The sequence below is a fragment of the Leifsonia sp. 563 genome, assembly GCF_040545055.1.
GTDB lineage: Bacteria > Actinomycetota > Actinomycetes > Actinomycetales > Microbacteriaceae > Leifsonia.
This window is the reverse complement of record NZ_JBEPLE010000001.1, coordinates 273,982-286,080: the sequence shown is the minus strand read 5'-3', so window position 1 is coordinate 286,080 and position 12,099 is coordinate 273,982. Positions and strand designations below refer to the sequence as shown.

Genomic DNA, 12,099 nt, shown 5'->3' with positions numbered 1-12,099 from the left:
CCGACACGGACGCGCCTGGGGCGTGCGTCCCACCACGCACGCCCGGGCGAGCGCCAGCCGTTGTCTCATCGAACGCGTGGCGAATCTCGCACTTCCGCTCCCGAGCGGTCGTCCATTTCGACTGAGTGAGCCCACTGAGCCGCTGGGTGGGTCGAAGAGTGCAGACGAGCGCTGAGGCACGCGGGATAATGCGCCCGCGCCTGCAACTTGTTATCGAGGCTGCGGCTACGCCTCCAGCTATGCACGCGTGTCTGGATTCGCGACCTACGTGGAGAACGTCGTGCGGCCGTATCCGGGGACGGGCAAGAAGCGCGACCCCGCTAGCCTGCTCAACGACTATTACGCGATCATCACCAACGTCGCAGGCGGCTATAACGACTACGTTGCCGAGTACTTCAACGATCTCGCGCCCCGAGACTTCATCGAACAGGTCCTCCGCGATCCCACCGCTCAACGGTTCGCGGAGTTCGAACAGTTCGCTCGCCAGGTCGATGACTTGGATGAGCAATTCCGGCGGCTGCTCACTCCGATACCGGTCGCGCGCGGCGAAAGCTGGTGGACGACACACCTGCCGTTACGCGCTGGGCGCAGGTTCAACGACGAGATGTGGACACTCTTCGACTACCGAGCTGAACCCGCCGAAGACGGGGGCGGCACCTGGTACTGAGTGGCATGGCGGTCAACTGACCCGCTTGGAAACGGGGGATCACCCCACCAGCCCACACCGCCGGCATCGAACACGAGTCGGTCGGCGAAGCGCCCCAGCGGCTCGGCGATGCTGAAGTCGGCGATGTCCATCCCGAACTCCTCCGCCGTCGGTTGATCGGTGTACGCACCGGAGTATTGCTCGCCGGTTGCCGTGACACGCAGCCCCGCCGTGGGACCCCAGGGTGATCCGTAGATGACGCAGAAGCCGTCGTCGAACGCCCACGCGTCGACGACGGTCACCTCTTCCGCGGAGGTCGGGCCGCCCGAACGGAGACGCTCGAGACAGCTCAGCAGAGCGGTCTGACCCCACGAGCGATTGTTCAGGGTCCGCAGCTCGTCGATCGCTGCGCTGTGAGCGGGGGTCACGCTCACAGCGCAGTCCTCTCCACGCGGTCGGAGAGGAGCCACTCGCGCGGGTTCCATGGCGGCTCTGCGCCACCGACCGGTCCGATGTCCAGCCGCGGGTCGTCCGACCGGATCACGCACAGGATCCGGTTGCCGAGGAGTGCTCCGAGACGAGCCGTGTCGACGAGGATGTCGAGCAGGATCTCACAGGCGGCCGGCATCGTCGCGCGGAACCGATCGAGGTGGTCGAGTTCGATGACGAGCCCTGTGTCGGCCGCCGTCCATCCGTACGCCTGCTCGGCGACGTCCTGAAGGCAGTCGGCCAGCGCGGAGAAGTTGCGCCCGTAGTAGGACGGGAAGCCGAGGGCTGCGCTCAGCGCGTCGTGGAGGTCGGCTTCGTCGGTCCAGGATGCGGTATCCAGTCGAACGACGCGGTAGCAGGCCGACCGGAAAAAAGCGAGCGACTCATCGACGACGGCTGCCGAGTGGAACTTCGTCACGAATCCGTTCCTGGCCAGTTGGAATCCGGGATCCTGGTCGTCCGCCTTCCATACCGCCACGAGAGAAACCTACCTCGCACGAGGCATCGTCGACCAAGCGACAGCCACTGCGCCAAGAGTCATCGCGGCTCCCGTGTAGATTCTGGCGTGTGAGTGACCCACGAACCTCCGACCGGACCGAGGAGGAGGTGACGACGCCGTCGGGGCCCGCCACCCGCTACCGGAGGAGATGGGGACCTTTCGTCTGGTACTCGATCGCTCTGTGCACCGGGCTCGGCGTGCTCATCCACGGGACGGCGACGGCGCCGCCGTTGGGGTGGACTCCGCCTCTGGTCGCGGGTTTCTACGTGTTGTTCCTGTTCATCTGGACGATCCCCACCTCGATGCTGCTCGGCTTGGCACTCGGGCTGGGGCTTCGCCGTGCGATCGACTGGTCTGAGCGGCGGGCGCCCGCATGGTGGCGCTCCGGGATCGCGCTGTCGCTCGCGTACGGTCTGCTGGCAGCGGGAGGCTTCACTCTAATCTTCTCCCGCTTGTGGACGAACGGCGTGGGCCTGTTCGCGGCGGGAGCGGGTTTCTGCGTGGGCGTGGCGATGGTGCTCGTCCTTCGGAAGACGCTGGACACTCGTGCAGCGCATCACTGACCCCGATCGCCTTCAGGCCGTCGTCGGCCTGAGGGACGCTGCCGCCGACGGCCCCTACGACCTCCGCGCCGAGTGGCTGTCCGCTACGGGTTCCTCCGTTCTCGCACAGGAGGCTGCGGCGCGGATCGACCCCGACCAGATCGAGCGCATCATCACAGCGAGTGCCGCGCACGGCATCGGGCGCTACATCGCCGTGTCGAACGACGATACGTTCGTGGACCCGACGACGATGGCCTTCGAGGTCGACGTGACGCAATCGGACCTCGACGCCTGCAGCGACGAGTTCTTCGGCCTCAACATGATGCTCTTGGCGCCGGACCGTGCCGTCGCGCTGCTCTCCACCGTCGACGACTACTCGATCCTTGCTGGCCCTCGAGCCTTCATTCTCGGCTACGAACCCGACATCGATGGGGCGCTCGAGGAGTTCAGATCGTTTGCGCTTCAGCAGATTGAGAGCCTCCGCCCTGCTGCTCTTCGGGCACTTGAGACTTTTGAGCGCCGTCTGCCGACACGATCGGTCGACTGAACGTTCCGCGGCGGGCAGAGCTTGTCCTGCGCGCCGTCGACCAAGCGAAGGGCCGGACCCGATGTCGCGGGTCCGGCCCTTCCGGGCGGCGCCTGTCATGCTGGGGGCGACAGGCGCCACTTGAGAAGCGGTGTACGTTACCGGACGACCGCCCCCGCGGGGGAGGAGAACTGCGCATAGTCGAGCTCCGCGTAGTTCTGGTTCGCCTGGTGGGCGATCGTGACCGTGTTCGTGCCTGCGTTGAGCTGCACCGTCGTGGTCGCCACCGGGAAGGATCCACCGTTCGCACCCCACGGCCCCGTGACGGGGAGGGTCACGTTCGTCGCGGCTCCACCGTTCACGGAGAGCCCGACCACCGCATCCAGCGTCCCGTTCTGCGTGTAACCCCCGTCGTTGGCGTAGCCCAGCTGGAGCCGGTAGGTGCCGGCGGTGGGGACGTTGGGGCGGAAGGTGACCGAGCTGGTGGAGGAGTCGAGTCCGCCGACGAAGCTTCCGCCGGACGCGTTCGACGAGGCGGTGACGTTGCCGCCGGAGATTGTTCCGGACTCCGCCTCCAGCCGCTGCACGAAGGTCGCCGCAGGCGGATTCGACGGCTGCGACCAACCGGGGACGGCAGCGGTCGTGGACAGGGAGATGGAGTCGAGCTCGGCGTAACCGGTGCCTCCGGCGAAGTACGGCGACCCCTTCGCGAGCCGGATCATGTTGTATCCGGCGGTGAGGTGGAGGGTCGGTCCGGAGACCGTCGCGAACTTCCCTTGGGCGCCCCATCCGCCGGTCGCGGGATAGCTGACCGTGCTCCAGGCGCCGCCGTCGTAGGCGATGCCCTGGGTGGAGGTGGCACCCGTGCCGTTGGCGTAGCGGATCGACAGACTGTAGTCGGCCGCGACCGGGACGTTGACCAGGAAGTCGACGAAGCCGTCGTTCCGCATGTCGCCGCTGTTGTCCAGGCCGCCGACGTATCCGCCGTTGGACGCGGCGGAGGAGGAGTATCGGATGCCGTTGACCACGGAGGCGTTCTCTGCCTCGTAGGTCTGCTGGTACGAGGTGACCGGTCCGCTGGTCGGCGTGACGACGATCTCGTACGCGGCACCCGGGTCCTGCCCGGTGAGCGGGACGCTGATGGCTCCGTTCGTGACCGTGAGGGATCCCGACCAGATGGTCGTCGGAGCGGACACGGCGTGCAGGCGGCCGGAGTCCGGCGTGGAGAGCACGGTGACCGCGACCGACGAGCCGAAGCCGCTGAGGTTCTTCACCGATACGGAGTTGTCGCCGGTTGCCCCGCCCGCGACGGCCGTGAGGATCTTGCGGGTGGTGTCCAGTGAGGCGATGCCGTCCTGCAGGCCGTTCTGGGCCACGGACACCATGTTGCCGGTCATGTCGCCGTACCACTTATAGAGCCAGTAGGTGCCGGTCGGCTGCCCGTTGACGAACAGGCCGTTCATCGTGCCGGACTCGTACCAGTAGGCGCGTTCGGCGTCACGGACATCGGTGGCGCGCTCGAAGGTCGCGAGGTAGCGCAGTGATGCTGCGGGCACATCCACCTGGTCGGGCCAGGCGTACTCGTTGATCGACACCGGGCGCGGGGAGATGCCGAGTGAGCTCTCGATCCCGCGCAGGTCGGCCAGTTCGCCGGGAAGGGCGTCCGAGTTCCACAGGTGCCAGCTGATGACATCCGGCACGGTGCCGGCGTTCTTCGCGGCGGTGAGGAAACTGGTCATCCAGTCGTGGTTGTAGCTGGAGATGCTCGGGCCGACGATCGGGGTGACGGTGTCGTACTTCTTGACCTCGTTGTAGATGCGCGACCAGCCGTCGTTGAACGGACCTGCCGCCGAGGTGTTCCAGGTGCCGTCCGGCTCGTTCCACAGCTCCCACCCGTTGATGTTGGTTGTGGAGGTGGCCGAGACGCGCGCCTGGACCATCGTGTCGACCTTCGACAGGTAGTCGCTCCAGCTGACCCATTTGTACGGCCAGTCCGGGTAGATATCCGGCATGCGGACGGTCTCCTGGCCTCCCGCGGAGATCAGCGACGGCGCGACCTTGAGCGCGTCGCCGGATGGAGTGGTCGCGCCGTTCCCCAACTGCTGGACGCCCGGTGCCGGCTGGGTGAACTGGTTCACGTGCAGCGGCAGCAACGAGGCGGGATCGGGCGTGCTCGCGGTCGCGAGACCGTACAGGCCGCCGGCGGCGACATGCGTGACGGGACGCACGACCGACGCCGCGTCGATGGAGAGGGTGTTTCCTCCGATTGCCGCGACGGCAGGAAGCGCTGCTCCGGCAGCGACCAGAGAAGCGGCTGCAGCGCCCGCGACAGACATGCGCAACAGGGGGGACCGGCGGCGAGATCGCCTGCTCGCGACGGTCGAGTGGGTGAGTGACATGGTCGGATGCTCCTTCGCATCAAAACGGTGACGGACTTCGGCACCGCATTGTCGAACCGGTTCGACAGTCACCTTAGCGCAAACGCTTTGCACCGCCAATAGATGTTGTTTCGCGCAACATTTGACCGAATAGTCGCGTGAATCTCCGCGTCGGGTCGGGTGTTCGGCACGTGCATCGAACCGGTTCGAGCAGCGAATTCAGCGGCACCTGAGTCGTGAGCGGGCGTTACGACCTGACTCCCTCAGCGGGCCTATTCGACATCATGCAGCCAGTCTCTCGCCGCTTCAGCCGGTGGTTCCCCCGCCATCGCCGCGAGGGCGGTCTGATAGTGATCGCCGAAGATCACCGTCGTGATGGTCTTGAGTTTGTAACCCAGAGCCCCTTTGTCCCAGGTGGCTTGGGGAGTGGCTTCCCAGAGATAAAGGAACTTCTTCGTCAGGCCGCCCGGTACGCCTATCCACATTCCGTCGAGTCGACGGTCCCGCTCGATGCCAACCAGGTGACTCGGGACGAGGAGCGATCGCAGCATCCGTTTGGTGCCGTCGAGGTCGGGTTCCGTGCTGACGGGAGGCAGCGCTGGGGGCCACTCGGGCCTGGTCTTGGCGAACTCCGACTGAAACGACCGATCCGGCCGCACGCTCTTGACGTCGCTGATTCGAATCGCCGCATAGCCGTCCAGGTAGCCACCCGCGGTCGTCTGTGAGAGCAGCACCCACTGTCGTCCGACAGCGAGGACGAATCCATCGATCGTGTAGCCCGGACGCGATCGCCGACGGATCTTCATGATCTTTTCGCGGCCGACGCTGGCCTTCAGCCTTGAGCGGATCTTCGCGCGCGACGCCATGCGTTCATACTGTCATGTCGGATCGTTCGGGCTCCGGGTCGCGAGTCAGTCGCGTCATGACGCGGGTGGGCCCGGTGGGGCTCGAACCCACGACCCGCGTTCTCTACCACCTCAAGTGATCTCATTCAGGTGTGGCAGAAGGAGCGACTCGAGGTGCAAACCACTTCGATTGGCATCCGCATTCTCGCTCGCGACGTCGTCACATGCGGTCCATCGCCTGAGGCTGTCCGGACGTCTGCGCTTCCGTGACCCATGCGCGGAGGATCCTCAGCCGCTTGTTGTTGTATTCCGTCACATCCGGGAGGGGATGCGGATTCGACCACAAGGCGCTGAGTGGAGTAATCAATCCGAGCCCGGATCGGGTGTGCCAGCGGATGGAGGAGTAGCCACCGGTGACACGGTCGACTTGCCGCAAGGGGATGCTGCGCGACCACAGCATTCCCGTGACGATGACTCGATCGCCGTGTCGTCGGATTCCCGCGAAAAGGATCCAGCGTGCGGCGACGTAAAGACTCGCTGAGGTGAAAATGACGGCAACAATTACACCGCCTGCGTTGAAATTCTGTTGCAGGGCCGCGATCGATGCGACCGAGACCACGCCGGTGGGGAGCAGCACGCCCGCGCGCGGCAGCCAGTGGGGGTGAATGCGCGCCTCCGACGGGGTGTCTCGGTTGCTCAGATCCACGATGCGAAGCTATCGCATTCGAGAGTCGCTAAGCCGAACTGGACAAGCCGCTCCAGACGTCGTGGGCAAAAACCCGAATCGCGACTTCCGAATCGGCCGCTGATGGGCCGAGATCCCAATGCTTGTAAGGGTGGGCCCGGTGGGGCTCGAACCCACGACCCGCGGATTAAAAGTCCGATGCTCTGCCAACTGAGCTACAGGCCCTCACCTCCAATCTAGCGTGGATTCACCCCGTCCCGCGGCGGGGGCAGAATAGGGGGATGTCTGACCGGTTCCACAAGCCCGCGCTGTTCACGAGTGGGATGTTCGAGGCCTTCATGGGCGGGGAGGATCCCGCGCAGATCAGCAGGGTCGCGCATGAGACCGCCCGTGCCCTGCTCGCGCGGGTGCGCGAGAACCCGGACGCGGAGGTCGTGGACCGGCTGGTCGCGTTCACCGACCAGCACGGCATCGATGCGCTCGCCGAACTGTGGTCTCGGTCCAACGCCAGGAGCCTGCCGGGCGCGCTGTGGCGCATCTACCTCATCCGGCTTCTCATTCGCCAGGATGCGGAGGGCACCGCGTACCTGTTCCAGCGCGGCACCGAGGTGCTCGGGTCCATCGACGCGGTCGTGGCGGGCGCCCCGAATCCGGCGGGACCGGCGGAGATCACCGAGCTCGCCGACCGCATCCTCCGCGGCCTGTTCGAGGGCGACTTCGCGGTGGCGCTCGACCGGGCGGCCGCGTTCTGCCGAGTCGCGGCGGCCGGAGCCGCCTCCGTCGCCGACGACCGCGACGTGCTCGACCCGGAGCGGGCGAGTGAGCTGACCACGCGGGCTCTGCGCTTCACCCGCACAGCAGAGGAGCTGACGGCGTGCGCACGGCTGTGGCGGTCGGGATCGCTCGACTGAGCAGGTCAACCCCCGCGGCGGCATCCGCGTTCTCCCGCTGCGAACGCCACGCCGATAGGCGCCGCGAACCGCTCCTGTACACTGGATGTCGCCGGGCCGCAGTAACCCCGGGCTCCAAAACTAGCCGCTTCGAGCGGCCTCGCGCCGAGAGGCGTTCTGCGGCCCGGCACTCTTCTGCCAGGAGAAGCCCGTTCGAGCATCGGCGGGACGACTCTCGGCAGGCCGGATGAGAGCGGAGACGACGTGGACGACGCCCCTGCGGTCGACCTCGACGCCCTCCTCGTCCGCACCGCCGCCGGCGATCTGGAAGCGTTCTCACGCTTCTACGACTTGACCGCGGCGCGCGTCCTCGGACTCATCCGCCGGCTCCTCATCGACGGCGCGCAGTCGGAGGAGGTCGCCCAGGAGGTCTTCCTCGAGGCGTGGCAATCCGCTCCGCGGTTCGATCCGAATAAAGGTCGAGCGCAGACGTGGATCATGACCATGGCCCACCGGCGCGCTGTCGACCGGATCCGCGCGTCTCAGGCGTCGCGCGATCGGGACACAGTGGTGGGCATCCGCGACCTCCCGACCGCCTACGACCAGGTGGCCGAGACGGTGGAGGTCCGGGTCGAGCACGAGAGGGTGGAGGTGGCCATGGCGAAATTGAGCGAGCCGCAACGGCAGGCCGTCACCCTCGCCTACTACGGAGGGCTCAGCCAGTCCGAGGTCGCGGCCGAGCTCGGAATCCCGCTCGGCACAGCGAAGACTCGGCTGCGCGATGCGATGATACGGCTGCGAGAGGAACTGGGGGTGACGACATGACCCGCGAGGACGACCGAGACGCCGGGCGCCTCGGCTACCGCCTGGGCGCGGACGACGAGCAGGAGGCCCGTGCCTTCGAGGACGTCGCCGCCGAACTGGCGCTCTCCACCGAGCCCGTCCAGCCCCGCCCGGAACTCAAGGCGGCGCTGTTCGCGCAGCTGCAGAACACCCCGCAGCTGCCGGCTCAGGATGTCGCCCAGCCGACGGCGGAGCCCGTCGCGGCCCCGGCCGAAGCAGCCGACGCCTCTCCGGCCCCCGAAGCAGCTCCCGGAGCCACCCCGGGCCGCGCCGAGCGCGCCGCACAGCGCCGCTGGTTCCAGCGCCCTGGACTTCTCCTCGGCGCCGCGGCCGCCGCGATCGTGCTGTTCGTCGGCGGAGCGTTCGTCGGCTCGACACTCTCCGGCGGCAACTCGTACCAGTCGCAGCAGGCGTCCGCCCTGGCCGAGATCAACGCGGCTCCGGACGTGCAGCGGGCGACCGCGCAGGTCGAGGGCGGCGGAACGGCGACCCTGGTGTGGTCGGGCGAGCTGGGGCGTTCCGCGCTCGTCGCCAACGACCTCCCGGCGCTTCCCGACGGCAAGACCTACGAGCTCTGGTACATGCGCGACGGGCAGGCGATCCCCGCCGGGACGATGAATCCGGCGAACTCGGGATCGACCTGGCGCGTGCTCACCGGCGACATGGCGGCGGGGGACACGGTCGGCGTCACGGTGGAGCCGAGCGGTGGGTCCGACAAGCCGACGAGCCCGCCCATCGTCGCCATCGCGTCCTGACCGGGATCGTCCGGCAGGACACGACGAGCGCATATGCAGAACGCCGCCGATCGCACTGATCGGCGGCGTTCTCGCGTTTGCTGCGACCGCAGGGTCGCGCCCGGATCAACCGAAGCGGCCGGAGACGTAGTCCTCGGTGGCCTGCACGGTCGGGTTGGAGAAGATCTGGTTGGTGTCGTTGTACTCGATGAGCTTGCCCGGCTTGCCGGTGCCCGCGATGTTGAAGAACGCGGTGCGGTCCGAGACGCGCGACGCCTGCTGCATGTTGTGGGTCACGATCACGATCGTGTAGTCGTTCTTCAGCTCCTCGATGAGGTCCTCGATCGCGAGCGTCGAGATCGGGTCGAGGGCCGAGCACGGCTCGTCCATCAGCAGGACGTCGGGGGAGACGGCGATCGCGCGGGCGATGCACAGACGCTGCTGCTGGCCGCCGGAGAGCCCGGAGCCGGGGAGGTTGAGGCGGTCCTTGACCTCGTTCCAGAGGTTGGCGCCCTGCAGCGAGCTCTCGACCAGGTCGTCGGCCTCGCTCTTCGACATCCGGCGGTTGTTGAGCTTCACGCCGGCGAGCACGTTGTCGCGGATGCTCATGGTCGGGAACGGGTTCGGGCGCTGGAACACCATGCCCACCTGGCGGCGCACGAGGACGGGGTCGACGCCCGGGCCGTACAGGTTGTTGCCGTCGATGAGCACCTCACCCTCGACGTACGCGCCGGGGATGACCTCGTGCATGCGGTTGAGGGTGCGGAGGAACGTCGACTTGCCGCATCCCGACGGGCCGATGAAGGCCGTCACGGAGCGGGGCTCGATGGTGAGCGAGACGCCCTCGACGGCGCGGAACTTGCCGTAGTAGACGTTGAGGTCGTTGACTTCGATGCGCTTGGACAATTGATTCCTTGGCTGTCGGGTGGAGGGGTGCGGGTTCAGCGGCCGTACTTGGGAGCGAAGGCCTTGGCGATGATGCGGCCGGCCAGGTTGAGCAGCATCACGACGATGATCAGCGCGAGGGCGCCCGTCCAGGCGCGGTCGATCTGGGCCTGCGCGTGGAGCCCGGCAGCCTGCGTGTACTGGGTGTACACGAACACCGGGAGAGTCATCATGCGGTCGCTGAAGGGGTCGTAGTTCATGCTCGTGGTGAAGCCGGCGACGATGAGCAGCGGTGCCGTCTCCCCGATGACACGGGCGATGGCGAGCATGACGCCGGTGACGAGACCGGCGAGCGAGGTCGGCAGCACCACCTTGAGCACGGTCAGCCACTTCGGGACGCCGAGGGCGAGGGACGCCTCACGCAGTTCGTTCGGGACGATCCGCAGGATCTCCTCACTGGACCGCACGACGACCGGGATCATCAGGACCGAGAGGGCGACGGCTCCCATGAAACCGTTGCGGATGCCGGGACCGAAGAACAGCGCGAACAGGGCGTACGCGAACAGGCCGGCGACGATCGAGGGGATGCCGGTCATCACGTCGACGAAGAAGGTGATGCCGCGCGAGAGCATGCCGCGCCCGTACTCCACCAGGTAGATGGAGGTGAGCAAGCCGATCGGCACGGAGATGACCGCTGCAATCAGGGTGATCTCGAGCGTTCCCACGATCGCGTGGAGCGCGCCGCCGCCGTCGCCGATGACGTTGCGCATCGACTGCGAGAAGAAGGCGATGTCGAAGCGGGCGAGACCCTGCGAGACGACCGTCCAGCCGAGGGAGATCAGCGGGAGGAGGGCGATGATGAACGCGGTCGCGACCAGCGACGTGACCAGCCTGTCCACGGCCTTGCGGGAGCCCTCGACCAGCAGGGATGTGGTGTAGATCGCGACGTCGAACAGCACGGTCCCGAAGAAGATCGCGCCGACGATGTTGAAGTCCTTCGTTGCGCCGCTCGCGGCCAGCATCGCGAAGATCGCGGCGAAGACGACCCACGAGACGACGAGCATCGTCCACGGCGCCCAGCGGGGCAGCTTGCCGGCGGTGTAGGAGTTGGCGAGGGGGCGCGGGGCGGTAGCGGTGGTCGTGGCCATCAGTTCGCTCCAGAGAAGGCCTTGCGGCGGCTGACGATGTAGCGGGCGAGCATGTTGATGAGCAGGGTCACGACGAACAGCACGAGACCGGAGGCGATGAGCGCGTTCACGCCGAGGCCGGTCGCCTCGGGGAACTGCAGGGCGATGTTCGCCGCGATCGTGTTCGGGCTCTGCGCCTGCAGCACCGCGATCTTGACGAGGAGTGCGGGCGAGAGCACCATCGCGATGGCCAGCGTCTCGCCGAGGGCGCGGCCGAGGCCGAGCATGATGGCGGAGATGATGCCGCTGCGGGCGAAGGGGAGGACGGCCATCTTGACCATCTCCCAGCGCGTCGCGCCGAGGGCGAGGGCGGCCTCCTCGTGGAGGCGCGGAGTCTGTAGGAAGATCTCGCGGCAGATGGCGGTCATGATCGGGATGACCATGACGGCGAGCACCAGGCCGGCGGTGAGGATGGTGCGGCCGGTGCCGGAGACCGGCGGCGCGAAGAACGGGATCCAGCCGAGGTTGTCGCCGAGCCAGACGTAGAAGGGCTGGACGAACGAGGAGAGCGTCGCGATGCCCCAGAGGCCGAAGACGACGGAGGGGACGGCGGCGAGAAGGTCGATGATGTAGCCGAGCACCGAGGCGACGCGGCGCGGCGCGTAGTGCGAGATGAACAGCGCGATGCCGATGGACAGCGGGGTCGCGATCAGCAGCGCGATCAGCGCCGCCCAGATGGTGCCGAAGACGAGCGGCCAGACCCACGACCAGAAGTTCGTCGCGTTGTTGGGCAGCTCGCCTGCGTGGGCGAACAGAGCCGGGATGCTCTGCACGACCAGGAAGATCGCAACGGCGGCGAGGGTGGCGAGGATCAGGGATCCGGCCACGATGGTGCTGGTCGAGAAGACCCGGTCGCCGAGGCGGACCTTCGCCTTCGGCCTGATGGCTCCTACTGTTCCGGCGGTCATTCGTTGCTTTCTCTCATCGGGTGCGCCGTGGGGGACGGCTGA

Annotated in this window: 14 protein-coding genes and 1 tRNA gene; 6 read left to right on the top strand and 9 right to left on the bottom strand. The window is 67.1% G+C overall.

Annotation, left to right across the window (positions count from 1 at the left end; translation table 11 throughout):
- The first annotated feature begins 268 nt into the window (after positions 1-268).
- Complete coding sequence (locus tag ABIC47_RS01425) at positions 269-667, top strand: hypothetical protein (protein ID WP_354476602.1); 399 nt, start codon at positions 269-271, stop codon at positions 665-667.
- Here the strand turns inward: ABIC47_RS01425 and ABIC47_RS01420 are convergent.
- Both ABIC47_RS01420 and ABIC47_RS01415 read right to left on the bottom strand, forming a co-directional pair.
- Positions 622-1,080, bottom strand: a complete 459-nt coding sequence (locus ABIC47_RS01420; protein WP_354476600.1) for a hypothetical protein — start codon at positions 1,078-1,080, stop codon at positions 622-624. The genes ABIC47_RS01425 and ABIC47_RS01420 overlap by 46 nt on opposite strands.
- Positions 1,077-1,613, bottom strand: a complete 537-nt coding sequence (locus tag ABIC47_RS01415; RefSeq protein ID WP_354476598.1) for a barstar family protein — start codon at positions 1,611-1,613, stop codon at positions 1,077-1,079. The genes ABIC47_RS01420 and ABIC47_RS01415 overlap by 4 nt, the downstream gene beginning before the upstream one ends.
- An 89-nt stretch (positions 1,614-1,702) precedes the next feature.
- On the opposite strand from ABIC47_RS01415, the gene ABIC47_RS01410 reads away from it, so the two are divergent.
- Together ABIC47_RS01410 and ABIC47_RS01405 are read left to right on the top strand one after the other, a co-directional pair.
- A complete protein-coding gene (locus ABIC47_RS01410) occupies positions 1,703-2,197 on the top strand; it encodes a hypothetical protein (RefSeq protein ID WP_354476596.1) in 495 nt (164 codons plus the stop codon).
- Positions 2,181-2,723, top strand: coding sequence for a hypothetical protein (locus ABIC47_RS01405; RefSeq protein ID WP_354476594.1), 543 nt, complete (start codon positions 2,181-2,183; stop codon positions 2,721-2,723). Before ABIC47_RS01410 ends, ABIC47_RS01405 begins: the two co-directional genes overlap by 17 nt.
- A gap of 137 nt (positions 2,724-2,860) precedes the next feature.
- Here the strand turns inward: ABIC47_RS01405 and ABIC47_RS01400 are convergent, their stop codons facing one another.
- From ABIC47_RS01400 to ABIC47_RS01385, 4 genes are all read right to left on the bottom strand, one after another.
- On the bottom strand, positions 2,861-5,038 hold the full coding sequence (locus ABIC47_RS01400; protein ID WP_354476592.1) for a CBM35 domain-containing protein: 2,178 nt from the start codon (positions 5,036-5,038) through the stop codon (positions 2,861-2,863).
- Positions 5,039-5,352: 314 nt separating this feature from the next.
- Positions 5,353-5,946 (bottom strand): hypothetical protein, encoded by a 594-nt coding sequence (locus ABIC47_RS01395; RefSeq protein WP_354476590.1) that lies wholly within the window; start codon positions 5,944-5,946, stop codon positions 5,353-5,355.
- Positions 5,947-6,145: 199 nt separating this feature from the next.
- Positions 6,146-6,631 (bottom strand): hypothetical protein, encoded by a 486-nt coding sequence (locus ABIC47_RS01390; RefSeq protein ID WP_354476588.1) that lies wholly within the window; start codon positions 6,629-6,631, stop codon positions 6,146-6,148.
- Between the two features lie 131 nt (positions 6,632-6,762).
- Positions 6,763-6,835, bottom strand: a tRNA-Lys gene (locus ABIC47_RS01385).
- A 56-nt stretch (positions 6,836-6,891) separates the two neighbouring features.
- On the opposite strand from ABIC47_RS01385, the gene ABIC47_RS01380 reads away from it, so the two are divergent.
- The 3 genes from ABIC47_RS01380 to ABIC47_RS01370 all read left to right on the top strand — a co-directional run bounded on the left by ABIC47_RS01380 (position 6,892) and on the right by ABIC47_RS01370 (position 9,098).
- Positions 6,892-7,521, top strand: coding sequence for a DNA-directed RNA polymerase subunit beta (locus ABIC47_RS01380; protein ID WP_354476586.1), 630 nt, complete (start codon positions 6,892-6,894; stop codon positions 7,519-7,521).
- A gap of 243 nt (positions 7,522-7,764) precedes the next feature.
- Positions 7,765-8,325, top strand: coding sequence for an ECF RNA polymerase sigma factor SigK (gene sigK, locus ABIC47_RS01375; RefSeq protein WP_354476584.1), 561 nt, complete (start codon positions 7,765-7,767; stop codon positions 8,323-8,325).
- Entirely contained in the window at positions 8,322-9,098 is a 777-nt protein-coding gene (locus ABIC47_RS01370) for an anti-sigma factor (RefSeq protein ID WP_354476582.1), read from the top strand. The genes sigK and ABIC47_RS01370 overlap by 4 nt, the downstream gene beginning before the upstream one ends.
- Before the next feature lie 105 nt (positions 9,099-9,203).
- Here the strand turns inward: ABIC47_RS01370 and pstB are convergent, their stop codons facing one another.
- From pstB to pstC, 3 genes are read right to left on the bottom strand one after another with little or no spacing between them, the layout of a single operon-like run.
- Positions 9,204-9,983 (bottom strand): phosphate ABC transporter ATP-binding protein PstB, encoded by a 780-nt coding sequence (gene pstB, locus ABIC47_RS01365; RefSeq protein WP_018191823.1) that lies wholly within the window; start codon positions 9,981-9,983, stop codon positions 9,204-9,206.
- 35 nt (positions 9,984-10,018) lie between these two features.
- Positions 10,019-11,110: a phosphate ABC transporter permease PstA gene (gene pstA / locus ABIC47_RS01360; protein WP_354476580.1), complete on the bottom strand. Its 1,092-nt coding sequence runs from the start codon at positions 11,108-11,110 to the stop codon at positions 10,019-10,021.
- The gene (gene pstC / locus ABIC47_RS01355; RefSeq protein WP_354476578.1) at positions 11,110-12,057 is read right to left on the bottom strand and encodes a phosphate ABC transporter permease subunit PstC; all 948 of its coding nucleotides are present in this window, start codon (positions 12,055-12,057) and stop codon (positions 11,110-11,112) included. The genes pstA and pstC overlap by 1 nt, the downstream gene beginning before the upstream one ends.
- Positions 12,058-12,099 lie beyond the last annotated feature (42 nt).

What these genes read in the sequence shown, in the direction of transcription:
- ABIC47_RS01400 (WP_354476592.1), bottom strand. Translation starts at nt 5,038, where the DNA reads ATGTCTGTCGCGGGCGCTGCAGCCGCTTCTCTGGTCGCTGCCGGAGCA.
- ABIC47_RS01395 (WP_354476590.1), bottom strand. Translation starts at nt 5,946, where the DNA reads ATGGCGTCGCGCGCGAAGATCCGCTCAAGGCTGAAGGCCAGCGTCGGC.
- ABIC47_RS01380 (WP_354476586.1), top strand. Translation starts at nt 6,892, where the DNA reads ATGTCTGACCGGTTCCACAAGCCCGCGCTGTTCACGAGTGGGATGTTC.
- ABIC47_RS01370 (WP_354476582.1), top strand. Translation starts at nt 8,322, where the DNA reads ATGACCCGCGAGGACGACCGAGACGCCGGGCGCCTCGGCTACCGCCTG.
- pstA (WP_354476580.1), bottom strand. Translation starts at nt 11,110, where the DNA reads ATGGCCACGACCACCGCTACCGCCCCGCGCCCCCTCGCCAACTCCTAC.
- pstC (WP_354476578.1), bottom strand. Translation starts at nt 12,057, where the DNA reads ATGACCGCCGGAACAGTAGGAGCCATCAGGCCGAAGGCGAAGGTCCGC.